Source organism: Oceanisphaera arctica, assembly GCF_002936955.1.
GTDB lineage: Bacteria > Pseudomonadota > Gammaproteobacteria > Enterobacterales > Aeromonadaceae > Oceanimonas > Oceanimonas arctica.
Genome location: NZ_MPZM01000001.1, coordinates 33,281 through 59,415 on the forward strand (window position 1 = coordinate 33,281; position 26,135 = coordinate 59,415).

A 26,135-nucleotide genomic window follows, 5' to 3' on the forward strand; every position below is an offset into this window, starting at 1 on the left:
CGTGTGACGGGCTGGCTCTGCTGTCGGGAGGCAGTCTTGGTCGGTTAGCTTTCCAGGGCGCGCAGGCGCTCGTGGCGGCTCTGCAGCTCGGTCTTGTCGGTCGACACCAGCTGGATATTGAATTCCACGCGGGTGAACGGCTTGCTCAGGCCGTACTGCTCGGCTGCCGTGGCATCCTCGACACGAACGGCGTCTACTACCAGCTCGTCGCGGGTGGCGAAGGCGAAGTCATCAAAGGTGTATTCGTCACCGGCCAGGTTGATCTGGGTGGTCAGGTGCTTGTAGTTCGGCTTGGAAACGAAGTAATGGATATGTGCAGGGCGGTTGCCGTGACGACCCAGCTGGTTGAGCAGTGCCTGGGTTGAGCCTTCTGGCGGGCAGCCGTAACCTGACGGAATGATGCTTTGGGCGGTGTAGCGACCCTCGGCGTCGGTCTTGATGCGGCGGCGCAGGTTGTACTCGCTCTGGGACTGATCGAAGTAGGAGTAGGCGCCTTTCAGGTCGGCGTGCCAGATATCGACGATGGCATCGGCCAGGGGCTGACCGTTCTGGTCGGTGACCAAACCCGTGAGGATCATGGTTTCACCGTTCTGGGTGCCGTCGTCCATGCGGGCGAAACCTTCGCTCAGGGGTGCGCCGGCCACGTACAGCGGACCTTCGATGGTGCGCGGCGTGCCACCGGCCAGGCCGGCCAGTTCGTCTTCGGCATCCATGCGGATATCCAGATACTTGTCCATCCCCAGGCCCGGGGCCAGCAGGGCGGCTTCGCCGTTTTTGCCCAGCTCGTTGATGTAGTAAACGGCACTCCAGAATTCTTCCGGGCTGATGTCCAGATCTTCGATGATCTGAAACACATCGTGCATCACACGGTGAATGATGGTCTTGACCCTATCGTTACCACCGGTCTGATTGAATCCTGCCACTTTTTCCAGCAGCTCGATAACTTCCTGCGTTTCCATGGTTTTGACTGACATTGCTCTGACTCCTTGCGTGTCTTTATTTTGTTTTATTTGGTCGAAGGGCGTTCGGATGCTTAGCGGTCATCCTCGTGAATGGACGAGGGATGCCGACACAAGGGGGCAACACTGATGTCCATGAAAGGGAACAGGGGCAGGGCGCTTATCAGGTCCTGCAGTTCGGTATTGTCGGCGACATCGAAGATGCTGACGTTGGCGTAGCTGCCGGCTACCCGCCACAGGTGGCGCCACTTGCCCTGAGTCTGCAACTCCTGAGCGTAGGCTTTTTCCCGCGCCTTGATGTCGGCAATGACGTCGGCCGGCATGTCATGGGGGATATTTACCTTCATCTCGACTTTGAACAGCATGGTTTTTTCTCCGTTTGGTAATGAGTGCGGCTGGGTTATTTGCGGCGATAGTAAGTCAGTTTGTCTTCGTCGATATCGACGCCGAGGCCCGGGCCGGTGGGCAGCGCAACGCCGTTGTCATGGAAGTTCAATCGATTGACCACTATGTCGTCCTTCATCAGCAGCGGGCCGAACATCTCGGTACCCCAATGAATTTTTTCGAGCGTAGACCAGGCATGCAGCGCGGCAACGGAGCCGATGGTGCCTTCCAGCAGGGTGCCACCATAGAGACCGATACCGGCCGCACTGGCCACGGTGGCTACTTCCAGCGCCCGGAGCGGGCCGCCGGCCTTGGAAATTTTCAGGGCCACGGCCCCGGCAAAGCCGGCGGACGCCAGGCTGAACATGTCGGTGGCATCGGATACGGCTTCGTCGGCCAGAATGGGCAGATGGAATTTTACGGACAGGCGTACCAGCGCCGCCAGATCCTTCATCGGGGTGGGCTGCTCGACCAGGTCGATGCCGGCGGCCTGCAGCTCGGCCATGCCCTTGGCGGCGGTGGCTTCATCCCAGGCCTGGTTGACATCGACGCGTACGCTGGCGCTGTCGCCCACGGCGGCCTTGATGGCGGCCACGTGGCGCACATCGTCCATCAGCGCACGAGAGCCGATTTTCAGTTTGAAGTCACAATGACGTTTGGCGGCGATCAGGCTCTGGGCTTCATCGATGTCTTTCGCGGTATCGCCGCTGGCCAGGGTCCAGAGCACGGGGATGTGCTGATGAATGGCGCCGCCCAGCAGATCGGACAGGGGGCGGTTTAGCCGCTTGCCCAGCATATCCAGCAGGGCGGTTTCGATGGCGGACTTGGCCAGGTTGTTGCCACGGGTGCTGGCGTCCAGCCTTACCCTCAGGGTATTGATGTTGTCCGCCGGCTGGCCGAGCAGTAGGGGGGCGAAGTAGGTATCTATGGTCAGTTTGACACTTTCGGGGCTTTCCGGGCCGTAGGCCAAGCCGCCTATGGTGGTCGCCTCACCCAGCCCTTCGATACCGTTCGAGTCTTTCATACGTACGATAACCATGGTCTGAATGGCCATGGTGGTCATGGAAAGCTGGTGCGGGCGTATGGTCGGAATATCGACCAGGATAGCTTCAATGGACTGGATGGTTGCTGACATGTAATCTCCTGGTATTACCGGTCGGTGCCTTGTTGCTGGAAGGTTACGATGTTGAATGAATGTGAACCAATATTGATTAAGTTGCGAGTGATACCCTGGAGGTATGGATGGAGTTAAGGCACCTGCGGTATTTCGTGGTGGTGGCACAAGAGTTGAACCTGACCCGAGCCGCCGAGAAGCTGTTTATTGCCCAGCCGCCACTGACCCGGCAGATCAAGCAGCTCGAAGAGGAGCTGGAGGTACAGCTGTTTATTCGCAAGCCCCGGGGGCTGGAGCTAACCCAGGGCGGCCAGTATTTTCTGCAGCAGGTGCATACCATCATGGACAAGCTCGACGCCAGCATCGAAGGCACGCGTCAGGTGGCCCAGCATCGCAAGACGGTCTTTTCCATCGGCTTTGTACCGTCGGTGTTCTACGGTCAGTTACCCTTGATGGTGCGTCGTCTGCGCCGTAACAAGAATCTGGAAATCGTGTTGCACGAGCTGAAAACCCGGGAACAGATAGAAGCACTCAAGAGCGGCAAGATCGACATCGGTTTTGGCCGGATACGTATCGACGATCCGGACGTGGAGCAGGAAATGCTGTTCAATGAACCCCTGATTGCCGCCCTGCCTGCGGGTCATCCCCTGACCGGAAAGCAGCCGACCATGCAGCAACTGGCCGAGGTGCCGATAGTGACCTTTCCTGCCGGCAGTGGTCCCAACTTTTCCGATGTGGCACTGGGGCTGTTTCATCGTCGTGGCCTGAAGATACAGGTGATTCAGCAAGTCAACGATCTACAGACGGCGTTGTCATTGGTTGCATCGGACATGGGGTTTGCGCTGGTGCCCGAGCAGGTGAAGAAGCTGCGACGGGAGGGAGTGGAGTTCGTGACGGTGGCCGATGAGAACATCACCACGCCGGTGATCGCCTCGCGTCGCCGCGGTGAAAATCCCAATGCGGTGATGCGGCTGGTGAACACCATACTGGGGGAGCTGGTAGAAAACCGACTCAGCGGACGTTATCCCTGATTACCGGTATGGGAGGCGTTTACCTCCAATTCATACCAATTTCATTAGGGGATGTTCTCATTTGATATTTCAAGCCTCATCGATACCTTTATTGCATTTTGGGTAACGGCTGATGAGGTACTACTGGCTACGAGATGATCAATGGGGGCGGATCAAGGAACTGCTTCCTGGTAAAGCAAGCGATAGAGGCGTGACAGCACGTGATAACCGCAAGTTCGTTGAAGCGGTGCTCTGGATTGCTCGAACCGGCTCACCGTGGCGGGATTTACCCGAGTTTTATGGCCATTGGCACCGCGTTTACGTTCGATATAGTCGTTGGTCTCACAAGGGCGTCTGGCTCAAGGTAATGGAAGAGTTATCCAAAGAGGCTGATTTTGAATAGCTTATGGTCGATGGCGGCATCGTTCGTGTTCATCAGCACGGGGCTGCAAAAAACAGCGCAAGGCATCGAAGTCATGGGAAAGTCCAGAGGTGGACTGACAACGAAACATCAAGAAAAAACCGCCTACACCCAAGGCCGCTTGATCGAGGTGTCTACAAAGATCGCAACTTGGTAGAGCGTTTTTTCCAAAAGTTGAAGCAATTTCGTCGCCTAGCAACGAGGTACGAACGACTGGCGAAAAACTACCAGTTGATGCTGAGTCTCGTATCAACGGTTATCTGGTTAGCGTAATTGAGAACACGCCCTGGTATCTGTCGGTGGTTTCATATAACAGGACGAAAAAGTCCTCCGTACAGTAGAGTACGGCGGGAAAGGGCAGCGTCTTCATCCTTGAAGTTGTGTTGGCAGAATATTGATTTAGCTATTGAGGTTGGTTCTTCTCCATCACGATAAAAAGGTAGCGTCATGCGGTCTTGATGACGCCATCCCGAGTATTAATGACTCTTGGTGTAGTCCAGTACCAGGGCGGTCATGGCGCTGACGCCGATTGGCAGGGCCCCTTCGTCCGGGTTGAATTTCGGCGAGTGGTTGGGGTAGGCCAGGGGGACACCCTCGGGGCGGGTACCCAGGAAGATATACATGCTGGGCACTTCACCGGCGAAATAGGCAAAATCTTCCGACGCCATGCTGCGTCTGGCCTCACGGAACTTGTCACCGGCCAGCCGCTGCAGGGTGGGGCTCATGGCCTTGGTCAGTTCAATGTCGTTGATGGTAGCCGGATAACCCCGAGTGATTTTTACTTCGGCGGTGGCCCCCGCGCTTTCGGCAATGTTCACCGCGGTCCGCTCCATGCGCTCATGGATCTCCTCCCGGGTGGTATTGTCGAAGGTTCGTATGGTGCCTTCCATTTCCACCGTGTCGGGCACAATGTTACCGCGTACACCACCCTTGATGGCGCCAATGGAGATCACCGAGGGGGTCCGGGTGGCGTCCAGCTGGCGGGCCGGTATGGCTTGCAGGCCCATCACCACCTGGCTGGCGGTCACGATGGGGTCTATCCCGTTCCAGGGCATGCCACCATGGGTCTGTTTGCCCTGGATGGTGATATTGAACTGATCCGAGGATGCCAGTTGTCCCTGGGCGCGTACCGAGATCTCGCCCAGCGGACTGGTCATGACATGCAGGCCGAACATGGCATCCGGCTTCAGGTCGGCAAAGAGGCCTTCCTTCAGCATCAGCTTGGCGCCGCCTTCCTCACCGGCGGGCGCCCCTTCCTCGGCGGGCTGGAACACGAAGATCACGGTCCCGGTCAGCTCGTCCTTCATTTCGGCCAACACCTGGGCGGCGCCCATCAGGATGGCCACATGCATGTCGTGACCACAGGAGTGGGCCACACCGACCTCTTCACCGTTGAACTGGGTTCGCACGGTGGAGGCAAAGGACAGCCCGGTGTCTTCGGTAACCGGCAGGGCGTCCATGTCGGCGCGCAGCGCCACTACGGGGCCTGGCTTGCCACCCTTGAGAATGCCCACCACCCCGGTATGAGCGATGCCGGTGCGTACTTCCATGCCGAGAGCCTTGAGGTGTTCCGCCACCAGGCCGGCGGTACGGAATTCCCGGTTGCCGAGCTCAGGGTGCTGGTGAATATCCCGCCGCCAGGACACCACCTGAGGCGTAAGCTGCTCAATGCGTTGCTGAACGCCATCGGACAGGACATCGTGGTTGTTTGCCATGCCCGGCAGGGACAGGGCAAACATACCGCTCAGGGCCAAGGCCAGGGCGGCGCGCTTGAATGACGGGATCGCTTTCATGATGAGTTCCTCGTATTAAGTAGGGGTTGGGCTGCCTGTTAATCTTGGTTCAGGCCAGGCTGCCTTGCGCAGACGACTGTGCTTTTGTCCGCCCCGGGTCAGGGTGAACAGATCCCGTGGATCGTCCAGGTTGGGAACCAGTTCGATAAAGCTGCCAATGCCATCTGCTTCTGCCAGGTCGAACAACAGGTGCAGAGCGGTCTCGATGGCGGACTTGGCCAGGTTGTTGCCACGGGTACTGGCGTCCAGCCTTACCCTCAGGGTATTGATGTTGTCCGCCGGCTGACCGAGCAGCAGGGGGGGGGAAGTAGGTATCTATGGTCAGCTTGACGCTTTCGGGGCTTTCCGGCCCGTAGGCCAGGCCGCCGATGGTGGCTTCGCCGATTCCCTCCAGACCATCGGAGCCTTTCATGCGCACGATAACCATGGTCTGAACGGCCATGGTGGTCATGGACAGTTGGTGCGGGCGTATGGTCGGAATGTCGACCAGCATCGCTTCGATAGACTGAATGGTTGCTGACATGTAATCACCTGAACTTGCCGGATGGCGCTTTGTTACGGAAAGGTTACGATGTCGAGGTGATGTGAACCAATATTGATTAGGTCATGAGTAATACTCTGTAGATATGGATGAGGCACCTGCGATATTTCGTGGTGGTGGCACAAGAGTTGAACCTGACCCGAGCCTCGGACCTCGAACATGGGCTTTGCCCAGGTGCCCGAACAGGTGAAAAAGCTGCGCCGGGATGGCGTGGATTTCGTGTCGGTCGCCGACGACCAGCTCACCACCACTGTGATCGCCTAGCGTCGTCGCGGTGAAAACCCCAATGCGGTGATGCGGCTGGTGAACACCATACTGGCGGAGTTGGTAGAAAACCGACTTAGCGGACGTTATCCCTGATTTGTCTCAACTCACTGCCATTCGTATCAGACTGGCTTTTTCCTGCAGTAACGGCAGGAAGCGCCCGATCAGTGTTTCCATGTTTACCCGACCCGCGTTGGTGCTGATATTGATTGCCCCCAGCAGGAAGCCCTGCTGATCGAACACCGGCACCGCGATAGAACGCAGGCCGGAGTCCAGCTCCTGATCGACGATGGCATACCCTTGCCGGCGCACTTCTTCCAGCTGTTTTTGTAACTCATCGGGTTCGACGATGCTCCGCTCTGTGTGTGCCTGCAACCGGACCTGAGCCAGGAAGGCGCTCTGTTCGGCGGCCGGCAGCTGGGCCAGCAGCACCCGGCCCATCGAGGTATAGGCGGCGGGCAGTCGGGTGCCCACCGACAACTGTATTGTCATCAGGCGATGTTCCGCCGCAGAACGCGCAATATAAACCACTTCGTCGCCGTCGAGGATACCGAGCGAGGTGGATTCGTTGATTTGGCGGGTGATGTCTTCCAGATAAGGCTGGATCATGGTGCCGTAGCGGTTGACCGACAGAAAGGCATGACCCAGTTGCAGCACCTTGGGAGTCAGCTCGAAATGACGGTGCTGTTTTTTCAGATAATCCAGCGCATGCAGGGTCAGCAGAAAGCGTCTGGCCTTGGCCCGGTTCATGCCGGTTTTGGCCGCCACTTCGCTCAGGGTCATACGCGGGCTGTTCTGATCGAACGCCTGTAATACCTCCAGTCCGCTGGCCAGCGCGGTGACGAAGTCGCGATCGTCCGGGTTGAGTTTGTCGTCCTGGTTCATGCGGTGTTTCCTGTTGCGGTCTTGCTGGATAAAGGTGTTACCCATGGTAGCAAAAGTTCGCAATACGAACATGTTTCATGCGTTATTTACTCCGAGTTTAAAACGTTTCTTTCAGGTAAAAAATAATTATTTATTTTACAAGTAGTTAGTTTATTTATTCGACTGAAGTTGAATTTTTTAGTTTGCGAGACCGAGCAAAGAGTGTAATTATGTTCGCAATGCAAACATATAGTTCGCGATGCGAACTTTTTAGTTCACTCAGGGAGGCAAACACTCATGGCCCAATTCATGAGCTTGCATGACGCAGTTGCTCGTTATGTCCAGGATGGCGCTACCATCGCCATGGAAGGCTTTACCCATCTGATCCCCTTTGCGGCGGGTCATGAAATCATTCGGCAGGAAAAGAGCAAGTTGACGCTGATCCGCATGACACCAGATATCCTCTACGACCAGTTGATTGGTGCCGGCTGTGCCGAGCAGCTGATTTTCTCCTGGGGTGGCAACCCCGGTGTCGGCTCCCTGCATCGTCTGCGCGATGCGGTGGAAAAGGGCTACCCCCAGCCGCTCGAGATTTTCGAACATAGTCACGCAGCCATGGCCTGTGCCTATGAAGCGGGCGCCGCCGGTCTGCCGCTGGCGGTATTGCGCGGTTATATCGGCAGCGATCTGCCCAAGGTCAACCCGCAGATCCGCTTTATCGAATGCCCCTTCACCGGCGAACGACTGGCGGCGGTGCCGTCGGTGCGGCCCGATGTGAGTATTGTGCATGCCCAGCGCGCCGACAGGCAGGGCAACGTGCTGGTAACCGGCATCGTCGGCGTGCAAAAAGAGGCCGTGTTGGCGGCGAAGCACAGCATTGTGACCGTCGAGGAAATCGTCGATGACCTGCAGGCCGAGCCCAATGCCTGTGTGATCCCGGGCTGGGCCATCGATGCCATCGCCGAAGTGAAAGGCGGCGCCTCGCCGTCCTACGCGCACGGCTATTACCCGCGCAACAACAGCTTCTACAAGGAATGGGACGCTATCGCACGGGATCGCGACAGCTTCAATAACTGGCTGCAAGAGAATGTCTACAACGCAGGAGGGCAAGCATAATGACACTCGAATTCACTTCTTCCGAAATGATGACGGTCACCGCCGCCCGCGCGCTGAGCAACGGCATGACCTGTTTTGTTGGTATCGGCCTGCCCAGCGAGGCGGCCAACCTGGCCCGACTGACTCATGCTCCCGAGGTGGTGCTGATCTATGAATCCGGCACCCTGCAGACCAAACCCGAGATACTGCCGCTGTCCATCGGCGATGGCGAGCTGTGTGATTCGGCGCTGACCACGGTGGCCGTGCCCGAGATGTTTCGCTACTGGCTGCAGGGCGGCCATATCGATGTGGGTTTCCTCGGCACCGCGCAAATAGACAAGTTCGCCAACCTCAATACCACCCTGATCGGTGACTATCAGGCACCCAAGGTGCGGCTGCCCGGTGGCGGCGGTGCGCCGGAAATCGCCAGCAATGCCAGGGAAGTATTCATCACCCTCAAGCATTCGTCGCGGGCCTTTGTCGAGGCGGTGGATTTCATCACCACCTTGGGTTTTGGCCGCGATGGCAAAGGCCGTGACGGCGTACCCAATATCGGTCGCGGACCGACCAAGGTGATTACCGACTTGTGCGTACTCCAGCCCGATGTGGACAGCAAGGAGCTGGTGGTGACCTCATTGCATCCGGGCGTGACCCGGGAGCAGGTGTCCGAAGCCACCGGCTGGCCGGTGCGCTTTGCCGAGCCGCTGGCGCTGACCCCGGAGCCCAGCGCAGAGGAACTGGTTATTTTGCGTGAGCTCAAGGCCAAGACCGCCGCCCACCATGCCAAGCCCATCTCCCAGGAGGCCGCATCATGAAGCCGGTTTATCTCTGTCATCCCAGACGAAGCGCCATCGGCCGCTTCGGCGGTACCCTGGCGACGGTGCGCCCCGATGATCTTGCCGCCCAGGTATTCAAGGCGGTATTGGCCCAGGCCCCGGCGTTGGATCCGGCCGCCATCGACGAAGTGATCATGGGCTGTGGTAACCAGGCCGGTGAAGACAACCGTAACGTGGCGCGCATGTCGGCGTTGCTGGCGGGTCTGCCGGTGAGCGTGCCCGGCATCACTATCAACCGCCTGTGCGGCTCGGGCATGGATGCGGTGGGTACGGCGGTGCGCGCCATCAAGGCCGGTGAGCTGGATCTGGTGCTGGCCGGGGGCGTGGAGTCCATGTCCCGTGCGCCCTATGTGATGGGCAAGGCCGACTCGGCCTTTACCCGCGGTCAGAAAATTGAAGACACCACCATTGGCTGGCGCTTTGTCAATGCACAGATGAAGGAGCAGTACGGTGTGGACTCGATGCCGGAAACGGCAGAGAACGTCGCCGAACAGTTCGTTATCTCCCGGGAAGATCAGGATGCCTTCGCGGTGCGCTCCCAGCAGAAGGCGGCCGAGGCTCAAGGTTCCGGCCGTTTTGCCGAAGAAATAGTGGCGATAGAAATTCCCCGCCGCAAGCAGGAGCCGCTGCTGTTCGCCGATGACGAACATCTGCGCCCGGGCACCAAGCTCGAGAAACTGGCCGCCTTGCCGACGCCGTTCCGCGCCGGCGGCAGTATCACGGCCGGTAACGCCTCGGGCGTGAACGACGGTGCCGCCGCCATGCTGATCGCCAGCGAAGAGGCGGTGCAGCGCCACGGCCTCAAGCCGATGGCCCGTATTCTGGGCATGGCCACCGCCGGCGTTGAGCCGCGCATCATGGGCATAGGCCCGGTGCCGGCGGTGCAAAAGCTGCTGGAGCGCCACCAGTTGTCGATGGATGATATCGACCTGTTCGAGTTCAACGAAGCCTTTGCCGCCCAAGCGCTGGCCTGCATGCGCGAGCTGGGGCTGGACGACAACGATCCCCGGGTCAACCCCAACGGTGGCGCCATCGCTCTGGGCCATCCGTTGGGCATGTCCGGCGCCCGTTTGCTACAGACTGCGGCTCACGAGCTGCATCGGCAGAATAAGCGGCTGGCCCTGTGTACCATGTGTGTGGGGGTCGGCCAGGGTATCGCTACCCTGATTGAGCGAGTTTAAGAGTCTGGGCTTTAATACCTATTTAGTATAAAGATCTGAACGATTTTGAACTCGAGATCAGAGGCAACACAGCCGTCTCCCACGACACGCTACGAGTACTTCCATGTAAGCTCGGACATGCCATCCATGGCATGTCACGGTCGTGGGAACCGTTCTCTGTTACCTCTTCTTTCGCTCCGAGCTGCCTGTAGGCGATGTCAACAGGAGGCTCCCAGGCATCAGGGAGGATAAAGGGATCAGCTCTACCGACCCTCCGCGCCAAGGATGGCGCGGTGGAGCCTCCAGGGAGGGATTCACGGCGTGTCGGCGGAGCTGGCCATTTGTCCGACCTTTGCATAGCAACTCAACAGCTCAGTTATTTAAGCTGTTTGGTATAATTATTTGGAGGCTGAATGTCGTTTCTGGAAATTGATGGTCGTACGGTCGGTTACCGTTTGCTGGGTGATCCGGCGTTGCCGCTGGTGGTACTGGCCCATCCGCTGGGCATGAGTCAGGCGGTGTGGGACGATCTGCTCCCCATTCTGTTACCCCATTACCGGGTGCTGAGCTGGGATCTGCCCGGCCATGGCTGCAGTGCGGCCTGGCGCGGTGAGGAAATCACGCCTGCCAGTTTGGCGAATGAGCTGCTGGCATTGATTGATCAGGTCGGCATAGCGCAGTTTCATTTTGTTGGTACTTCCATCGGTGGCGTCATCGGTCAGCAGTTGCTTGGCCAGGCGCCCGAACGGCTGCTGTCGGCGACCCTGACCAACACTGGTGCCGTCATCGGCACCGCCCAGGCCTGGCAAACCCGCGCCGCCGCAGTACGCGAACAGGGACTGGCCATTATGGCGGTAGACATAGTGCCGCGCTGGTTTGGCCCCGCCGCCTGTGAGGCGCATCCAGCCTTAGTCAAAGGCTGGAACATCATCATGGGGCGGGGCGATGCCAATAGTTATTCCTTGCTGTGTGAGATGCTGGGGCGTGCCGACTTCAGTGAGCACCTCAAGGATCATGAGGTGCCGCTGTTGCTGATCGGCGGCAGTGACGATGTGGCTACGCCACCGGCATCACTTAGGACTCTGGCGCTATGCTGTGGTGCGGGTGAGCCGGTGATTCTAGAACAGGTGGGCCATGTGCCTTCGGTTGAAGCACCGCTCGCATTTGGTCGCCAGTTGCTGGCGCATATTGGCAACAGGAAAGACCCGCGATAAACGTCGTCGATGACGCGTGCTATTTCGGCCTGAAGCAGCACCTACGGCCTGCTTGTTCAGGCCGACAAGTCTCGCCTTCAGACTCGCCAGCGCTTTTTGTTATCAAGGGCGCTGGCGGGCCTCTAGATCGAAGTTGTCCCAGTTAGGCTGGGTGCCGAAGTATTTCGTCATGAAATCGATAAAGCACCTGACCTTGCTGGCCAGCAGTTTACGGTGCGCGTACACGGCGTAGAGGCCCATGGCATCCGGTTCATATTCCGGGAGTATTACCCGAAGTTTGCCCTCGGCAATGGCCGCACCGCAGATAAAGGTCGGCTGAATAATAATACCGGCGCCTTCAATGGCAGCCTTGAGTAGCACCTCCCCGTTGTTACTGACCATGTCGCCTCTCGGTTCATGCCCGGTCGTCCGTAGCCACTCATGGGCGGGAAAGCTGGCGTTGTCTTCCATGTAGCTGTAGCGCAGATAGCGGTGATTTTTCAGTTCATCCAGCGTCGAGGGCATGCCGTGCTGTGCCAGGTAAACAGGAGAGGCGCACATGACCAGCCTGACCGGAGTGATTAATTTGGCAATCATCGACGAGCTTTTCAAATGGCCGATGCGCAATGCTATATCGAAGCCTTCTTCCACAATATCGACCTTTCGGTCATTCAGCTGTAAATCGATACTCACCGCCGGATGAGCGCGCTGAAAGTGACAGATAAGGGGAGCCAGATGCAGGGTAGCAAAAGACACCGGCGCGCTGATGCGCAGTTGTCCTCGAGCATCTTGCTGCAGGTCATTCAGCTGACTGTCCATGTCGTCGATATCATCCAGTACCTGTTGGACACGCAGGGCATAACGGTCACCGGCTTCGGTCAAATGTACCTTGCGAGTGGTGCGATTGAGCAGGCGTGCGCCGAGCTGCTCTTCCAGTCGCGACACATATTTACTGACCAGCTGCGGCGACATGCCCAGCCGATCTGCCGCACGGGTGAAGCTGCCTTCGGTCACCACGGTAATAAAGGCACGCATAGCTTCGATACGGTCCATGAAAGCTCCTGACGAGAATGAAAACTTTATTATCAACAATTTGTTTATAATTAGACAATAAGAACGGTATTAATCTTTACAGTTGGGGGGGGTAAAGTGTGTCTCATACCTGAATATCTACTTTCAGCAACACTCAAACATTACCTTTATTCGAGGAACCCCCATGAAAAATCAATTTGCACGGACATTGTTCAGCAGTACCGGTGGTTATGCGGCCCTGGTGTTGCGGGTACCGGTCGGGCTCATTCTCGCGGCACATGGCGCTCAGAAACTCTTCGGCTGGTTCGGTGGCTATGGTCTGGAAGGGACCGGACAGTGGCTGGCGAGCATCGGTCTGGAACCGGGCTATTTGATGGCTCTGCTGGCCGGCGGTGCCGAGTTCTTCGGCGGTCTGGCGCTGGTGCTGGGCCTGCTGACCCGTCCGGCTGCACTGGTGTCGGCCTTTACCATGCTGGTGGCCATTTTCGCCGTGCATATTGGTAATGGCCTGTTCATGTCCAACAACGGCTACGAGTATGCCCTGGCCCTGTTCGCGGTCACGTTGGCCCTCGCTGTTCAGGGCGCAGGACGGTTCGCGCTGGACAAGGTACTGCTGGAGCGTTTCTCTGGTGCGGGCAACGGGCTGCGTACAGACGCATCATAATCCTTGGCGTGATCACGACACGGCAATAGCGGTTGGACTGGTGCGCTCTCATTAGTGGAGCGCGCTTCTGTAATGTACAGGGATATTGATTATGTTGGTTAACGGTGTTTGGAAAGAGAATTGGCAGCCGGTACAGGCCAAAGACGATGAGGGGCGGTTTATTCGCCAGACCTCGCCGTTTCGGCACTGGATCACGCCGGATGGTACGCCTGGCCCCACCGGCTCTGGTGGCTTCAAGGCCGAGAAAGGGCGTTATCATCTTTATGTCGCCTATATCTGCCCCTGGGCGTCGCGGGCGCTGATGGTCCGCGAGCTGAAAGGGTTGCAGGATATTATCGGTGTTACCGTCGTCAATCCGCGGCTAACCGAGCAGGGCTGGCAGTTCGGCGGCTACCCAGGTGCCGACGAGGATACGCTTAATGGCGCACGCTACATGCATGAGCTGTACACCCGTGCGGACTCGAAGATTGCCGGTCGTGCCACAGTGCCGGTGCTATGGGACAAGCAGACCGGGAGCATCGTCAATAATGAGTCCGCAGATATAGTGCGGATGCTGAACAGCGCCTTCGCAGGGATTGTGGAGCAGGGTCCGGATCTTTATCCAGAGGACCTTGCCGGCGAGATCAACACCCTGAACGACTATATTTACACGGATCTGAATAACGGTGTTTATCAGGCCGGTTTTGCGTCCAGCCAGCAGGCTTATTACGAGGCTTACGGCAAAGTGTTTTCCGCGCTGGATTATCTCGAGTCGCGGCTGGCCGATGGGAACGTCTACCTGTTTGGCGACCGTCTGACGGAAACCGATGTGCGCCTGTTCGTGACTCTGGTGCGTTTCGATGCCGCTTACCACGGGCTGTTCAAATGTAACCGTAATACTCTGCGGGCCATGCCGCGCCTGCACGCCTACATGCAGCGGATCCTGGCGCTTGAGGGTATCGCCAGCACGGTGAATATCGATCATATCAAGGCGGGGTATTATTCCATCAAAGCCCTGAACCCCACCGGGATTGTGCCGGCAGGGCCCGGTGCAATATAACCTTGGTCACTGGAATCCTTACCCGACGCTAAGAGAGTAACCGCCATGAATGTAAAACCGGATGTTCTGTTCATTTCTCATGGCGGCGGCCCTATGCCATTGCTGGGGGATCCGGGCCACCACGAATTGGTGGTACGGCTCATGGAGATCGCAGGCATACTGCGCAAGCCTTCCGCAATACTGCTTATCAGTGCCCACTGGGAAGAAACAGTACCGACCATCACCTCGGGGGCCAACCCGTCTCTTATCTACGATTACTTCGGCTTTCCGCCTGAGTCCTACGAAATAAAGTATCCATGCCCCGGTGAGCCTATCCTGGCCGGGCAGGTCTACGATGTGCTGGAAAAGGCCGGGATTTCTGCGCGGCTCGATGATCGGCGGGGCTTTGATCACGGCCTGTTTGTACCACTCAAACTGATGTATCCGCAGGCGAATATTCCGTGTGTGCAGTTGTCATTGGTCAACAGTCTGGATGCGACTACTCACCTCGCGATCGGCCGTGCCTTACAGGCTCTGGATTACGATAATCTTCTGGTGATTGGTTCCGGTTTTTCCTTCCATAATATGCGAGCGTTCTTTGCGCCAAATACCCCGGAAATTCAGGCCGGCAACGAGGCTTTCGAAGACTGGCTTGAGGAGACCGGCACTAATGCGGGTATGGAGGAATCGGAGCGGGCGGAGCGATTGGCGCACTGGGATCGCGCACCCTATGCCAGATTCTGTCACCCTCGGGAAGAGCACCTTCTGCCTCTGCACATCTGTTATGGGCTGGCGGAAAAGCCCAGTGATACCCATATTTCGGCAAGGATTCTGGGGAAAAAATCGGGAATGTTATATTGGGGGGCGGGATCTCTGGCTGATTTGTCCACGGAAGTACCGGGCTAAAACGAGCACAAGTCATCATGCTGACTCTAAGATGTCAGCAGACCCTGGCACCATGAGGCGAAAACCCGTCATTCATGAAGTGGGGCTTCGACTTGCTCGCTGCACAATCAGGCAGGAAACCCGATGTTCCGAAAGTATCACTCGGTAATAAGTTGGTGCTTTCTCAGGTAACCGTTGGGTCAGCTGCGGATTAGAGTCAACAAGCCGTTCCGTGCATGCTTTCGCTGGAGCAAAGCTGGTGCGGAAGGCGTTGAAATTATTGATTACAACTAGGAGGTCACGCATGCAAATTATTGATGCGGTTACGCCTGGCGAGCAACTGAAAAAAGAATATCTAGAACCCATCGGTATTTCTCAATACCGTCTTGCAAAAGAAATAGGGATCCCGGCACAGCGCATCGGACAGATTATCGCCGGCAAGCGTTCAATAACCGCAGACACTGACCTCCGGCTCTGTCGCTTCTTTGGTTTGCCCAATGGTTATTGGTTACGGGCTCAGGTGGCTTACGATACCGAGATGGCGGAAAGTACCCTTGAGGAGCAGCTGAAGAATATTCGGCCATGGAGTTTCGCGCCACAAATGGGGCGCAGGGTATAAGCAACCGCTGCACATAGCCAGGTTCTTAAGCATTAAAAACACGTGAATGCAACGTAACTCCTTGACCTTATTGAATTTACTTTGCTGTGGCGGTTGAGCGTTTCGTCGTAAATATTGGAAAGCCCAGTCCAGGGATGCTCTATTTCCTGCATCTCCCGTTGGCTTATCGGAATCATCTTTAGGCAAAGCCAGACACCTGCATTTTTTGCAGCCTTGAACAGCGGTAATCCCGGCGAAGCCGAGTTCACGATGAGCTGTTTCAGCAGCAAGATCAGCAAACTCATGCTCTTACTGCTTAAGATTCCTGTCTATGAGGGCCGCTTCCATACCCTCGGCGCTGCCTATGGCGCAGGGCATAGAGCAGAAGTAAACCGACTCATCCCCAAAAGGGGGATGCTGGGCGTAGTGGCCAATATTGATTACAGTGAGGCATGATCATGTTAGGCATAGCGCCCATTGATGAACCGGTATATTAAGATGAGGAAACGATATGACGCGTGAATATCACCCCCCCAAGGTGTGGACCGAGCCCAAAGACGACGGCAGCACCTGGGCAAAAACCAATCGGCCGATATCGGGCGCCACCCACGAGAAAACCTTACCCAAAGGTGAGCATCCGCTGCAGCTGCATTCCATGGGCACGCCCAATGGCCAGAAAGTCACTATTATGCTGGAAGAGCTGCTTGCACTGGGTATTACCGATGCCGAATACGATGCATACATGATCAGCATTGGTGACGGGGACCAGTTTTCCAGCGGCTTTGTCGAGATCAATCCCAATTCCAAAATTCCCGCCTTGCTGGACTGCTCGACCGATGATCCCGTCCGAGTGTTTGAGTCCGGCAACATACTGCTGTATCTGGCAGAAAAGTTTGGTCATTTTTTGCCGGCCAACATTGCCGAGCGCACCGAAACCCTGAACTGGCTGTTTTGGCTACAGGGCTCGGCACCGTACTTGGGCGGTGGTTTTGGCCATTTTTATGCTTATGCGCCTGTGAAAATAGAGTACGCCATTAACCGCTTCACCATGGAAACCAAGCGTCAGCTCGATGTGTTGGACAGGCAACTCGCAGATAAGCCTTATATCGCCGGGGATGAATACAGCATTGCCGATATCGCCATCTGGCCCTGGTACGGCAACCTGGTGTTGGGGCGGGCGTATGATGCCGCCGAGTTTCTTGATGCCGCCAGTTATACCCATGTGCAACGCTGGGCGAAAGAGATTGCCGCACGGCCCGCAGTACAAAGGGGGCGTATCGTCAATCGCACCAGTGATGTGCCGGGAGAGGGACTGGCCGAGCGTCACTCGGCGGCCGATATCGATGCCGTATTGGCTAACAGACCCTAACCAGCAAGAAATGAGATTTACCCAGAAGCGCCGTCAGGCGCTTCTGGGTATAAGCCCAGATAACGCCCATTGCTGGCGTACGCTCAAGCGCAGTATGGCGGCCCTGCCTCGGCCGCCTCCTTGGCTCCCGGTAGCAGCTTGTCATCGGTTATGGGCCTAGTTCGAGCTCGCCATTCCTGAGGGTTAGGTCCGATAATGACCCCGGTTGATATCGGTGAGCGTGGTGTTGATATCGAAGATTTTTGCCCGTATGTCGCTGGCACCCATGGCCGCCACACGCTGGCTGTGCATCTGGGCATACTGTTCGGCAAGCGCCTTGTCGGTAAAGACATAGATACCGCCTGCTTCGCCGGTTTCGGCATTTTCCGTCCAGGTCTTGGAGATGAAGCCGGGTTCCTGATTAATGGAATGAGCCAGCTCCCGAGCTCCTTCGGTGAGGGCGTCGCCCATCATCTCTTTGGGGAATTTGAAATCGATTTGCAATAGTACGGGCATGGCTTCGGTTCCTCTGGCAACGATGGTTTCACCCAAAACAAGGGTTTCGCCCTCGATAATGGCAAACCGATGCCAGGCCCACAAGCTATAGTCACGCCTGTTGATAATGGAGCAGGCCAGCAAGCCTGCTCCATTCGTTTTATCGGCCGCCTGTTACGCCATAAAGATAGGGGCGATGGTCATGGTGGTCACGTCCGAGTTTGGGCGATGACCGGGTGTTGTTAATTTGGATAGCCTTCTTTGGCCATGGCGTTATCTCTGCCGATGCCGGTATCAGTCGGCAAAGTGCATTTCGGGTACCTGATCGGGCACAATCAGCTTACCGGCGGTCTTGGCGACGATCTCTTCTACGCTGACGCCGGGTGCTCTTTCTTTAAGAATAAAGGCGCCGTCTTCGATTTCCAGATAGGCCAGATCGGTCAGCACCCGTTTGATGCAACCGGCGCCGGTCAGCGGCAGGCTGCAATGGGACAACAGCTTGGAGTCGCCGTTTTTCGAGGCGTGGGTCATGGTGACGATGATGTTATCGGCCCCGGCCACCAGATCCATGGCGCCGCCCATGCCTTTGACCAGCTTGCCCGGGATCATCCAGGAGGCGATGTTGCCCTGTACGTCCACTTCGAAGGCGCCGAGCACGGTCAGGTCCACATGACCGCCGCGGATCATGGCGAAGGATTCTGCCGAGTCGAAAATAGAGGCGCCAACTCGGGCGGTGACCGTTTGTTTGCCGGCGTTGATCATGTCGGCATCCAGTTCCGCTTCGGTGGGGAAGGAACCCATGCCGAGCAGGCCGTTTTCGGACTGCAGCATCACTTCCATGCCCTCGGGCACATAGTTGGCGACCAGGGTGGGAATGCCTATTCCCAGGTTAACGTAAAAGCCGTCATGCAATTCGCGGGCGACGCGCCGGGCCATTTGTTCGCGGGTTAGAGCCATTAGGTGGTCTCCTTGGTGTAGTCGGTGAAAGAAACGAACGCCGGGATCAGGCGCGCAGGGTGCGCTGCTCGATGCGTTTTTCGAACTGGCCGCAGATAATGCGATTCACATAGATACCGGGCGTGTGGATCTGGCTGGGCTCCAGGGTGCCGGGCTCGACGATTTCTTCCACTTCCACCACGGTGATTTTGCCGGCGGTGGCGGCCAGCGGGTTGAAGTTGCGGGCGGTGTGACGATAAATTACGTTGCCGTAGTGGTCGGCCTTCCAGCCTTTGACGATGGCAAAGTCACCGGTGATGGCCGGTTCCAGAATATGGGGACGGCCGTTGAACTCGCGCACTTCCTTGCCTTCGGCCACGGCGGTGCCGTAGCCGGTGGCGGTAAAGAAGGCGGGAATGCCGGCGCCACCGGCGCGCATTTTTTCTGCCAGGGTGCCCTGAGGCGTCAGCTCCACTTCCAGTTCGCCGCTGAGCAGCAACTGCTCGAACAAGGCGTTTTCGCCCACGTAAGAGGCGACCATCTTGCGAATTTGCCGGTCTTCGAGCAGCAGCCCCAGACCAAAGCCGTCTACGCCGCAGTTGTTGGACACTATGGTGAGATCCCGGGTGCCCTTTCGCTTGATCTCGGCGATCAGGTTTTCGGGTATACCGCAGAGACCAAAACCACCGGCCAGTACCGTCATGCCATCTTCCAGCCCTGCCAGGGCTTCCTGGTAGCTGCTTACTCGTTTATCGAAACCTGCCATCACAGTTCCCTCTTGTTGTGCGCCGTCGAGCATGAGTTGTTACTGTTGAGTATCGCACGGGTTATTTATTTGTTAAGTTTGATTTTGTGATTAATTGATGAGTTTTTCAAATGAATGTCAGCTTCGATTGTGGCCGGTGAGGAGTAGGGATGAGCAAAGACGGAGGCAGGAATGACGGTTAAACAATTGCGGGCGTTTCTGGCGGTGGCACAGACCCTGAATTTTGCCCAGGCCGGCGAGCGGCTGTTTCTGTCCCAGTCGGCGCTGAGTCTGACCATAAAGGGGCTGGAAGACGATCTGGGTGGCCGACTGTTCAGCCGCACCACCCGGCAGGTGCGGCTCACGCCCGAGGGCGAGGCTTTGCTGCCTCTGGCCCGACGTCTGCTGGTGGAGTGGGACAATACCGAAGACGAGCTGCGCCAGCGGTTTACCCTGCAACGGGGCCGGGTGGTGCTGGCGGCGATGCCCTCTTTTGCCGGTAACCTGCTGCCGCCCTTGCTGGGGGAGTTTCGTGCCCGTCATCCGGGTATCAACGTCACCATCAACGATGTGATCAACGAGCAGGTAATCGATCTGGTGCGAGAGGGGCATGTGGAGCTGGGCATCACCTTCGAGCCGACCGCAGACTGCGGTCTGGCGTTTACGCCGCTGTATCGGGATCGCTTCGTCGCCGTGGTACCCGGTGGTTCGCTGCTGGCGCAGCTCGAGGCCCTGAGCTGGCGGCAATTGCTGGAACAGCCTTTTATCGCTTTGCAGCGGCCCTCGGCGTTGCGCCTGATGCTGGAACAACAGCTACGCCAGCTGGGGCTGACTCTGCCGGTGGCCTTTGAAAGTCATCAGCTTGCCACCATAGGACGCATGGTGGGCTGTGGTCTCGGAGTGAGTGTGGTGCCGGCGTTGTGCATAAAACAGATGCATGAACTGGGTGCGCATTGTGTCCGATTGCAGGAGCCGGTAATGGAACGATCGGTCGGCATGGTGACCCGGGCGGATCATGAATTGTCGGTGGCCGCTCAGGCGCTGTACGACATATTGCTGAATTCTCCCATGCCGGCTCCATAGGATGCTGTTTTCTCGGCTATTCTGAGGTGACTATGTGTTATAAGGGGCGCGTTTGGCAACGGTGACCAGGCTTGCACAGTAGCTCGCCGGTGTTGTTTTTCGCTTCATAACGATTGTAAAGTAACCGTTTAGCCCTGTATTCAAGCAGTTGCCGGGTTTTTTGTGTTAACTTTACCGAGTGTTTCATTACAACCCTAATGACTTGGGGTGCAAGGGATCTGAGCAATGACAGATAAAGACAATCATGATGTGATCGCCCCGGAAGGCAAGGTGAATCCCATCGATACCGACTATCAGGTGGGGCAAGATAACATTGCGCTAAAGATAGGTCCGTTCGGGCTGGATATTCATAACCGGGTGTTCATGATATCCGGTTTGGCCATCGTCGCCTTCGTGTTTCTGACGCTGGCGTTTCAGAACCAGGTGGCGCCGCTGTTCGCTGATTTACGCGGCTGGCTGACCTCCAACCTGGACTGGTTTTTTATCGGCTCCGGTAATATTTTCGTGCTGGTGTGCCTGGGCTTGATTGTGTCTCCCTTGGGCAAGGTGCGCATCGGCGGCACCGAAGCCACGCCCGACTTTACCTATATCGGCTGGTTCTCCATGTTGTTTGCCGCCGGTATGGGTATCGGCCTGATGTTCTACGGTGTGTCCGAGCCGCTGTCTCATTTCGGCAGCTCGTTCGGCGGCATCAGCGTCGAAAACGGCGTGCGTACCGACTGGGCGCCGTTGGGTGCGGCGCTGGGGGATGCCGATGCCGCCAGAAGTCTGGGCATGGCGGCCACCATTTATCACTGGGCGCTGCATCCCTGGGCGATATATGCGGTACTGGCGCTGGGGTTGGCGATTTTTTCCTTCAACAAGGGCTTGCCGCTGACGGTGCGTTCCGTGTTCTATCCGCTGCTGGGCGAGCGGGTCTGGGGCTGGCCGGGGCATTTAATTGATATACTGGCGGTCATTGCCACCATGTTTGGTTTGGCGACGTCACTGGGTTTCGGGGCCTCTCAGGCCAGTGCCGGCCTGAACTTTCTGTTTGGACTGCCGACGGGCACCACCACCGAAATCGTGCTGGTGATCGTCATTACCGCCATCGCTCTGGTGTCGGTGCTGGCCGGGCTGGATGCTGGGGTGAAACGACTGTCCGAGATCAACATGGCGCTGGCGGCCCTGCTGCTGCTGTTCGTGATTATCGTCGGGCCGACCCTGCTCATTCTGAGCGGTTTCTTCTCCAACCTGGCTTCCTATGTGGAACATCTGCCGGCGCTGTCGATGCCGTTCGAGCGTGAAGATGCCAACTACTCTCAGGGCTGGACTGCCTTCTACTGGGCCTGGTGGATTTCCTGGTCTCCGTTTGTCGGCATGTTTATCGCCCGAGTGTCTCGTGGCCGTACCGTGCGTGAGTTTCTGGTGTCGGTGCTGCTGGTGCCTTCCACCGCCTGTGTGCTGTGGATGACCGCCTTCGGCGGCACCGCCATCACCCAGCTGGTGAACGACGGTTATCAGGCGGTGGCCGAGGCCGCTGTGCCGCTGCAGCTGTTCATCATGCTGGATGCGTTGCCGCTGGCGCAGATAACCTCCTTTATCGGTATCATACTGGTGGTGGTGTTCTTCGTGACCTCGTCCGATTCCGGCTCTCTGGTTATCGACACCATCGCCTCCGGCGGCAAGGTCAATTCGCCTAAGCCGCAGCGGGTGTTCTGGTGTACCTTCGAAGGCCTGGTGGCCATTGCCCTGATGCTGGGCGGCGGTCTTGCCGCGCTGCAGGCGATGGCGGTTTCGACCGGCTTCCCCTTCACCATAGTGCTGCTGGTGTCGTGTGTGTCCCTGATCAAGGGACTGGCGTCGGAGCCAAGAGGTAGCTGAGTTCTGAGCTGACCGATGGTATAGATGGTATAAAGGCAGGCGGGGGCATCCCGTCTGCCTTTTTCGTTTTTTGTATTGAGTGAGTCTGGTTATGGAAGCTGAGCAACTTGAAATACTGGGGTTTATTCGCCGCTTTCCTCCCTTCGATATGCTGGAGGAGGACACCCTGGAGCGTATCGCCGGGCAGATAGAGATTGCCTATTACCGGGCTGGAACCGCGATTCTGCACTATGGGGATCAGGTGCATGACTTGTATCTGATCCGCAGCGGGGCGGTGGAAATGTATCGTCGTAGTGGCGAGCTGCATAATCGCCTGAGTGAGGGCAGCCTGTTCGGCCAGATGGGGCTGCTGATGAACAATCGGGTGCGAATGTCGGCCACGGCGCTGGAAGACACCCTGGTCTATTGCCTGCCCGAGGCGCTGTTCAACGAACTCTACGAGGGCTTTGAGTCCTTTGCCGACTTCGTGGAAGTGGAAGACAGAACCCGGCTGCGGCAGGCGGTGTCCCGTCAGGAGGGCGGCGATGAATTGCTGACCTCGACGGTGCGCGAGCTGATCTCCCGCGAGCCGGTCACCATTTCGCTATCGGCCACGGTATGGGAAGCGGCGCAGAAGATGACCGAAGAAGGGGTGTCGTCCATTCTGGTGCTGCACCCCGACCCTCAGACCGACGACGAACGGGTGGCCGGTATTCTGACCGACCGGGACCTGCGTACCCGGGTGCTGGCGGCGGGCCTGTCGGCCGAGACCCGGGTGGAGGAGGTGATGTCGACAGAGCTGGTGGCGCTCGAAAGCGGCCGGTTCGTGTTTGAAGCCATGCTGATCATGCTGCGCTATAACCTGCACCACCTGCCCATACTGCACAAGGGCAAGCCGGTAGGGGTGATTGCACTGTCGGACGTGATGCGCCACGAGTCGCGCAGCAGCCTTTTTGTGGTACGGCATATTTTTCAGGCACAGAACGCCGACGAGCTGGCGGCCATCGCCGATGATGTTAAGGCCTGTTTCGTGCGCATGGTGAACGAAGACGCCAACTCGCAGATGATAGGCACCGCCATGGCCGGCATTGGTCGCAGCTTCAAGCAGCGACTGCTGGAGCTGGCCGAGGCCGAGCTGGGACCGCCGCCGGTGCCTTACTGTTTTCTGGCGCTGGGCTCGATGGCGCGGGACGAGCAGCTGATTGTGACCGATCAGGACAATGCCATTATTCTCGATAACCGCTTTGATGCCGCCCAACACGGCCCTTATTTTGCCGCCCTGTCCAAACGGGTCTGCGACGGCCTGGCCGCCTGTGGTTACAGCTATTGCACCGGGGACATCATGGCCACCAATGTGGAGTGGCAGAAAACCCGCCGCCAGTGGGAGCAGTGTTTCAGCGACTGGATTGACAACCCCAGCCCGCAAACCTTGCTGAACAGTTCGATTTTCTTCGATCTGGACGGGGTCTACGGCAAAATCGAGTGGGCCGAGCAATTGAATGCCCTGATTTCGCGTCGGGCCAAGCGCAGCCCGCGTTTTCTGGCCAGCATGGCGCGTAACGCCCTGGGTCGTACGCCGCCGCTCGGTTTTTTCAAGGAATTCGTGATGGAGCAGGACGGCAAGCACAACAACTCGATCAACCTCAAGCGGCGGGGCACGGCACCGCTGGCGGATCTGATCCGGGTGCATGCGCTGGCGGTGGGCTCCAAGGCGCACAATTCCTTCGACCGGCTGAACGATGTGATCGAGTCGAACATACTGCCCAAGGGACGGGGGCCGGACTTGCGCGATGCCATGGAATTTATCGCCACGGTGCGCATTCGTCACCAGGCGCTGGATGTGGAGGCGGGCTCTGACCCGGACAACAATATCGAGCCCGAAAATCTGTCGGACTTCGAGCGTCGCAACCTGAAAGATGCCTTTCAGATCCTGAGCCATGCGCAGAAGTTTCTGAAGTTTCGTTATCAGCCGAATCGGAGCTAAGGAAACATCATGTTTTATTTAAGACCCGATGATATCAGGCAGAACACCGAGGTGCCCGAGTGGCAGACGCTGTTCGGCGATTTGGCCCGCCATGCGCGGGATTATCGGCTGGAGCGGTTTTACCGTGCCGGCGCCATCAATGCGGATACGCCTCTGGCCGAGGTGCCCTTTGTGGCCATGGACTTCGAGACCACAGGGCTCAACCCGAAAAAAGACGCCATCGTCAGCATAGGGCTGGTGCCGTTCGACTTGCAGCGCATTCGCTGTCGGGAGGCCAAACACTGGATTCTGAACCCGCACAGGCCAATGGCGGAAGAGTCGGTGGTGATCCACGGTATTACCCATTCCGAGGTGAAGGCGGCGCCGGACCTGCTGCTGGTGCTGGACGATTTGCTCACCGCCCTGGCCGGACGGGTGGTGGTGGTACATCACAGAACCATAGAGCGCGGCTTTCTGGACAGGGCGCTGAAGGCCCGGTTGAACGAAGGTATCGTGTTTCCGGCGGTGGACACCATGGAGCTGGAGGCCCGGCTGCACCGGAGCAAGCCGCTGGGTTTATGGGCCCGGCTGCGAGGGAAAACACCGGCCTCGATTCGGCTGGCCGACAGCCGTAGCCGTTATCATCTGCCGTTTTACCATCCGCATCATGCCCAGACCGATGCCCTGGCCACCGCCGAGCTGTTGCAGGCGCAGATAGCCCACCATTTCAGCCCGGATACACCCATCGGCGATCTGTGGGTTTGATGAAATTGGTTTTTATTACACTGTAGCCTTGAGGGGTATGAAGCCCAAGCGCGCGTAAATCGGGCAAAGGGTTCAGCTCCTCCGACACGCTATGAATACATCCCTGTACGCTCCCTGTTTCATCCCTGAAACAGAAGGTCGGCGGAGCTGATCCCTTTACCCTCCTTAAGACTCCGGAGCCGTTGGTTGACATCGTCAGCATATGGCTCCGGGATTAAGAAGAGGCGGCAGGGATTGCCTCAGCCGACCATCACATGACAGGGATGTCATGTGCTGAGCGTCACATGGATGTGCTTGAAGCGGGTCGGAAGAGGCAACCCTGTTGCCTCTTTGCGCAGGAAGCCGATTGATGAACGAAAAACAGCCTCACAACCGAAAGCGTGGTTCGTCGTGATCAATGGCTTGTTCCTCGTCCGGCAGGCTGAGTACCGGCTCTACGCGGCCTTGTCCGGCGGCGGGGACCGGGATGGCGGGGGGCTGCTGCTTGAGGGTGGCCAGTATCTCGTCGTGCAGGGCATCGGGCGTCGGCCATTCTTTGGGCGACAAATGGATAACCGGCAGGCCGGTGTCCTGAATATGTTGCAGCAGCAACTGGCGTTGGCGACCGTCGGTCTTGCTCAGGCTGTCGTCGATCAGGGCAACCACGGCTCTGACCCGGAGATCCTTGGGCGAGCAGAGCACAAAGTCCATTTTTTCGCCGTAGATGTCGTGCCAGGCCTGCTCCCGCTGGGCCTTTTTCAGTTTGGGATTGAGTCCCAGCAGTTCGCTCAGGCTGACGGCGGCAAAGACGCGCAGTTGCGCTCCAATGGCCTCGTCCAGTAATTGCAGGGCGGCGGTGGACTCGGGGCTGAACAGTAACTTCTGCTGATAGGGCTGTTTGGGCGCACCTCGCCACAGTCGCCGCAGCAGGACGAACAGAACCAGCAAAATCAGCAGCAGGACCAGGCTGAACATCAGCCAGTCGAGCAGGGAAACGGGGAGCATGTCGGTCATGGTCTGCCTGAAAAGAGATAAGAGAAATCGGCACCCAGTGTAACAGAGGCGGCGACATAAAATGAATATCGGCACCGGCATGTTCGGCGGCTGGTTCTGGCTACGCTATGGGTGGGCGATAATTGTTCTGCATT

The 26,135-nt window shown here is 57.6% G+C and carries 26 protein-coding genes and 1 pseudogene; 15 read left to right on the top strand and 12 right to left on the bottom strand.

The genetic code is table 11. The features are described from left to right. Positions 1-44: 44 nt before the first annotated feature. From catA to UN63_RS00185, 3 genes are read right to left on the bottom strand one after another with little or no spacing between them, the layout of a single operon-like run. Complete coding sequence (gene catA, locus UN63_RS00175) at positions 45-974, bottom strand: catechol 1,2-dioxygenase (protein WP_104484777.1); 930 nt, start codon at positions 972-974, stop codon at positions 45-47. Positions 975-1,033: 59 nt separating this feature from the next. Continuing rightward, positions 1,034-1,324, bottom strand: coding sequence for a muconolactone Delta-isomerase (gene catC, locus UN63_RS00180; RefSeq protein ID WP_104484778.1), 291 nt, complete (start codon positions 1,322-1,324; stop codon positions 1,034-1,036). Between the two features lie 35 nt (positions 1,325-1,359). After that, complete coding sequence (locus UN63_RS00185) at positions 1,360-2,478, bottom strand: muconate/chloromuconate family cycloisomerase (RefSeq protein WP_104484779.1); 1,119 nt, start codon at positions 2,476-2,478, stop codon at positions 1,360-1,362. Between the two features lie 107 nt (positions 2,479-2,585). Here UN63_RS00185 and UN63_RS00190 point away from each other — a divergent pair, with 107 nt between their 5' ends. Then, a complete protein-coding gene (locus UN63_RS00190; RefSeq protein ID WP_104484780.1) occupies positions 2,586-3,488 on the top strand; it encodes a LysR family transcriptional regulator in 903 nt (300 codons plus the stop codon). Positions 3,489-3,600: 112 nt separating this feature from the next. Further along, a pseudogene (locus UN63_RS00195) lies at positions 3,601-4,161 on the top strand (IS5 family transposase). 203 nt (positions 4,162-4,364) lie between these two features. Here the strand turns inward: UN63_RS00195 and UN63_RS00200 are convergent. From UN63_RS00200 to UN63_RS00215, 3 genes are all read right to left on the bottom strand, one after another. Next, positions 4,365-5,681, bottom strand: a complete 1,317-nt coding sequence (locus UN63_RS00200) for an amidohydrolase (RefSeq protein ID WP_104484781.1) — start codon at positions 5,679-5,681, stop codon at positions 4,365-4,367. 49 nt (positions 5,682-5,730) lie between these two features. Continuing rightward, the gene (locus tag UN63_RS17350; RefSeq protein ID WP_280530378.1) at positions 5,731-6,204 is read right to left on the bottom strand and encodes a hypothetical protein; all 474 of its coding nucleotides are present in this window, start codon (positions 6,202-6,204) and stop codon (positions 5,731-5,733) included. 384 nt (positions 6,205-6,588) lie between these two features. Beyond that, a complete protein-coding gene (locus UN63_RS00215; RefSeq protein WP_104484782.1) occupies positions 6,589-7,371 on the bottom strand; it encodes an IclR family transcriptional regulator domain-containing protein in 783 nt (260 codons plus the stop codon). 276 nt (positions 7,372-7,647) lie between these two features. On the opposite strand from UN63_RS00215, the gene UN63_RS00220 reads away from it, so the two are divergent. From UN63_RS00220 to UN63_RS00235, 4 genes are all read left to right on the top strand, one after another. Continuing rightward, the gene (locus UN63_RS00220) at positions 7,648-8,466 is read left to right on the top strand and encodes a CoA transferase subunit A (RefSeq protein ID WP_104484783.1); all 819 of its coding nucleotides are present in this window, start codon (positions 7,648-7,650) and stop codon (positions 8,464-8,466) included. Further along, positions 8,466-9,260 (top strand): CoA-transferase subunit beta, encoded by a 795-nt coding sequence (locus UN63_RS00225; RefSeq protein WP_104484784.1) that lies wholly within the window; start codon positions 8,466-8,468, stop codon positions 9,258-9,260. The genes UN63_RS00220 and UN63_RS00225 overlap by 1 nt, the downstream gene beginning before the upstream one ends. Beyond that, positions 9,257-10,462 carry a 3-oxoadipyl-CoA thiolase gene (pcaF, locus tag UN63_RS00230; protein ID WP_104484785.1) on the top strand — a complete coding sequence of 402 codons (1,206 nt, stop codon included), beginning with the start codon at positions 9,257-9,259 and terminating at the stop codon, positions 10,460-10,462. The genes UN63_RS00225 and pcaF overlap by 4 nt, the downstream gene beginning before the upstream one ends. Positions 10,463-10,854: 392 nt before the next feature. Beyond that, on the top strand, positions 10,855-11,655 hold the full coding sequence (locus tag UN63_RS00235) for an alpha/beta fold hydrolase (RefSeq protein ID WP_104484786.1): 801 nt from the start codon (positions 10,855-10,857) through the stop codon (positions 11,653-11,655). Positions 11,656-11,757: 102 nt separating this feature from the next. Here the strand turns inward: UN63_RS00235 and UN63_RS00240 are convergent, their stop codons facing one another. Continuing rightward, the gene (locus UN63_RS00240) at positions 11,758-12,687 is read right to left on the bottom strand and encodes a LysR family transcriptional regulator (protein ID WP_104484787.1); all 930 of its coding nucleotides are present in this window, start codon (positions 12,685-12,687) and stop codon (positions 11,758-11,760) included. 163 nt (positions 12,688-12,850) lie between these two features. Here UN63_RS00240 and UN63_RS00245 point away from each other — a divergent pair, with 163 nt between their 5' ends. The 4 genes from UN63_RS00245 to UN63_RS00260 all read left to right on the top strand — a co-directional run bounded on the left by UN63_RS00245 (position 12,851) and on the right by UN63_RS00260 (position 15,852). Next, positions 12,851-13,330 carry a DoxX family protein gene (locus UN63_RS00245; RefSeq protein WP_104484788.1) on the top strand — a complete coding sequence of 160 codons (480 nt, stop codon included), beginning with the start codon at positions 12,851-12,853 and terminating at the stop codon, positions 13,328-13,330. A gap of 91 nt (positions 13,331-13,421) precedes the next feature. Next, the gene (locus tag UN63_RS00250) at positions 13,422-14,369 is read left to right on the top strand and encodes a glutathione S-transferase family protein (protein ID WP_104484789.1); all 948 of its coding nucleotides are present in this window, start codon (positions 13,422-13,424) and stop codon (positions 14,367-14,369) included. Between the two features lie 45 nt (positions 14,370-14,414). After that, positions 14,415-15,254, top strand: coding sequence for a DODA-type extradiol aromatic ring-opening family dioxygenase (locus UN63_RS00255; RefSeq protein WP_104484790.1), 840 nt, complete (start codon positions 14,415-14,417; stop codon positions 15,252-15,254). Positions 15,255-15,537: 283 nt separating this feature from the next. Beyond that, complete coding sequence (locus UN63_RS00260; RefSeq protein WP_104484791.1) at positions 15,538-15,852, top strand: HigA family addiction module antitoxin; 315 nt, start codon at positions 15,538-15,540, stop codon at positions 15,850-15,852. Positions 15,853-15,884: 32 nt separating this feature from the next. Here UN63_RS00260 and UN63_RS00265 read toward each other — a convergent pair whose 3' ends face one another. Then, positions 15,885-16,136, bottom strand: coding sequence for a hypothetical protein (locus UN63_RS00265; protein WP_104484792.1), 252 nt, complete (start codon positions 16,134-16,136; stop codon positions 15,885-15,887). 206 nt (positions 16,137-16,342) lie between these two features. On the opposite strand from UN63_RS00265, the gene yghU reads away from it, so the two are divergent. Beyond that, positions 16,343-17,200, top strand: a complete 858-nt coding sequence (yghU, locus tag UN63_RS00270; protein WP_104484793.1) for a glutathione-dependent disulfide-bond oxidoreductase — start codon at positions 16,343-16,345, stop codon at positions 17,198-17,200. Positions 17,201-17,383: 183 nt separating this feature from the next. Here the strand turns inward: yghU and UN63_RS00275 are convergent, their stop codons facing one another. The 3 genes from UN63_RS00275 to UN63_RS00285 all read right to left on the bottom strand — a co-directional run bounded on the left by UN63_RS00275 (position 17,384) and on the right by UN63_RS00285 (position 19,376). Then, the gene (locus tag UN63_RS00275; RefSeq protein ID WP_229793553.1) at positions 17,384-17,818 is read right to left on the bottom strand and encodes a monooxygenase; all 435 of its coding nucleotides are present in this window, start codon (positions 17,816-17,818) and stop codon (positions 17,384-17,386) included. A gap of 150 nt (positions 17,819-17,968) precedes the next feature. Continuing rightward, positions 17,969-18,631, bottom strand: a complete 663-nt coding sequence (locus UN63_RS00280; protein WP_104484794.1) for a CoA transferase subunit B — start codon at positions 18,629-18,631, stop codon at positions 17,969-17,971. Positions 18,632-18,677: 46 nt separating this feature from the next. Next, the gene (locus UN63_RS00285) at positions 18,678-19,376 is read right to left on the bottom strand and encodes a CoA transferase subunit A (RefSeq protein WP_104484795.1); all 699 of its coding nucleotides are present in this window, start codon (positions 19,374-19,376) and stop codon (positions 18,678-18,680) included. A 171-nt stretch (positions 19,377-19,547) separates the two neighbouring features. Here UN63_RS00285 and UN63_RS00290 point away from each other — a divergent pair, with 171 nt between their 5' ends. The 4 genes from UN63_RS00290 (at position 19,548) to UN63_RS00305 (ending at position 25,008) form a co-directional block, all read left to right on the top strand. Continuing rightward, complete coding sequence (locus UN63_RS00290) at positions 19,548-20,438, top strand: LysR family transcriptional regulator (protein ID WP_104484796.1); 891 nt, start codon at positions 19,548-19,550, stop codon at positions 20,436-20,438. A 225-nt stretch (positions 20,439-20,663) separates the two neighbouring features. Next, entirely contained in the window at positions 20,664-22,301 is a 1,638-nt protein-coding gene (locus tag UN63_RS00295) for a BCCT family transporter (protein ID WP_104484797.1), read from the top strand. Between the two features lie 91 nt (positions 22,302-22,392). Beyond that, complete coding sequence (locus UN63_RS00300) at positions 22,393-24,264, top strand: DUF294 nucleotidyltransferase-like domain-containing protein (protein ID WP_104484798.1); 1,872 nt, start codon at positions 22,393-22,395, stop codon at positions 24,262-24,264. 9 nt (positions 24,265-24,273) lie between these two features. Further along, positions 24,274-25,008 (top strand): 3'-5' exonuclease, encoded by a 735-nt coding sequence (locus UN63_RS00305; protein WP_104484799.1) that lies wholly within the window; start codon positions 24,274-24,276, stop codon positions 25,006-25,008. 366 nt (positions 25,009-25,374) lie between these two features. Here the strand turns inward: UN63_RS00305 and UN63_RS00310 are convergent, their stop codons facing one another. After that, positions 25,375-26,001 (bottom strand): DUF2726 domain-containing protein, encoded by a 627-nt coding sequence (locus UN63_RS00310; RefSeq protein ID WP_104484800.1) that lies wholly within the window; start codon positions 25,999-26,001, stop codon positions 25,375-25,377. Between the last annotated feature and the right edge of the window lie 134 nt (positions 26,002-26,135).

Bases quoted from the DNA above. Each gene is read 5' to 3' on its own strand.
- catA (WP_104484777.1), bottom strand. From the start codon at position 974: ATGTCAGTCAAAACCATGGAAACGCAGGAAGTTATCGAGCTGCTGGAA.
- catC (WP_104484778.1), bottom strand. From the start codon at position 1,324: ATGCTGTTCAAAGTCGAGATGAAGGTAAATATCCCCCATGACATGCCG.
- UN63_RS00185 (WP_104484779.1), bottom strand. From the start codon at position 2,478: ATGTCAGCAACCATCCAGTCCATTGAAGCTATCCTGGTCGATATTCCG.
- UN63_RS00190 (WP_104484780.1), top strand. From the start codon at position 2,586: ATGGAGTTAAGGCACCTGCGGTATTTCGTGGTGGTGGCACAAGAGTTG.
- UN63_RS00200 (WP_104484781.1), bottom strand. From the start codon at position 5,681: ATGAAAGCGATCCCGTCATTCAAGCGCGCCGCCCTGGCCTTGGCCCTG.
- UN63_RS17350 (WP_280530378.1), bottom strand. From the start codon at position 6,204: ATGTCAGCAACCATTCAGTCTATCGAAGCGATGCTGGTCGACATTCCG.
- UN63_RS00215 (WP_104484782.1), bottom strand. From the start codon at position 7,371: ATGAACCAGGACGACAAACTCAACCCGGACGATCGCGACTTCGTCACC.
- UN63_RS00220 (WP_104484783.1), top strand. From the start codon at position 7,648: ATGGCCCAATTCATGAGCTTGCATGACGCAGTTGCTCGTTATGTCCAG.
- UN63_RS00225 (WP_104484784.1), top strand. From the start codon at position 8,466: ATGACACTCGAATTCACTTCTTCCGAAATGATGACGGTCACCGCCGCC.
- pcaF (WP_104484785.1), top strand. From the start codon at position 9,257: ATGAAGCCGGTTTATCTCTGTCATCCCAGACGAAGCGCCATCGGCCGC.
- UN63_RS00235 (WP_104484786.1), top strand. From the start codon at position 10,855: ATGTCGTTTCTGGAAATTGATGGTCGTACGGTCGGTTACCGTTTGCTG.
- UN63_RS00240 (WP_104484787.1), bottom strand. From the start codon at position 12,687: ATGGACCGTATCGAAGCTATGCGTGCCTTTATTACCGTGGTGACCGAA.
- UN63_RS00245 (WP_104484788.1), top strand. From the start codon at position 12,851: ATGAAAAATCAATTTGCACGGACATTGTTCAGCAGTACCGGTGGTTAT.
- UN63_RS00250 (WP_104484789.1), top strand. From the start codon at position 13,422: ATGTTGGTTAACGGTGTTTGGAAAGAGAATTGGCAGCCGGTACAGGCC.
- UN63_RS00255 (WP_104484790.1), top strand. From the start codon at position 14,415: ATGAATGTAAAACCGGATGTTCTGTTCATTTCTCATGGCGGCGGCCCT.
- UN63_RS00260 (WP_104484791.1), top strand. From the start codon at position 15,538: ATGCAAATTATTGATGCGGTTACGCCTGGCGAGCAACTGAAAAAAGAA.
- UN63_RS00265 (WP_104484792.1), bottom strand. From the start codon at position 16,136: ATGAGTTTGCTGATCTTGCTGCTGAAACAGCTCATCGTGAACTCGGCT.
- yghU (WP_104484793.1), top strand. From the start codon at position 16,343: ATGACGCGTGAATATCACCCCCCCAAGGTGTGGACCGAGCCCAAAGAC.
- UN63_RS00280 (WP_104484794.1), bottom strand. From the start codon at position 18,631: ATGGCTCTAACCCGCGAACAAATGGCCCGGCGCGTCGCCCGCGAATTG.
- UN63_RS00285 (WP_104484795.1), bottom strand. From the start codon at position 19,376: ATGGCAGGTTTCGATAAACGAGTAAGCAGCTACCAGGAAGCCCTGGCA.
- UN63_RS00290 (WP_104484796.1), top strand. From the start codon at position 19,548: ATGACGGTTAAACAATTGCGGGCGTTTCTGGCGGTGGCACAGACCCTG.
- UN63_RS00295 (WP_104484797.1), top strand. From the start codon at position 20,664: ATGACAGATAAAGACAATCATGATGTGATCGCCCCGGAAGGCAAGGTG.
- UN63_RS00300 (WP_104484798.1), top strand. From the start codon at position 22,393: ATGGAAGCTGAGCAACTTGAAATACTGGGGTTTATTCGCCGCTTTCCT.
- UN63_RS00305 (WP_104484799.1), top strand. From the start codon at position 24,274: ATGTTTTATTTAAGACCCGATGATATCAGGCAGAACACCGAGGTGCCC.
- UN63_RS00310 (WP_104484800.1), bottom strand. From the start codon at position 26,001: ATGACCGACATGCTCCCCGTTTCCCTGCTCGACTGGCTGATGTTCAGC.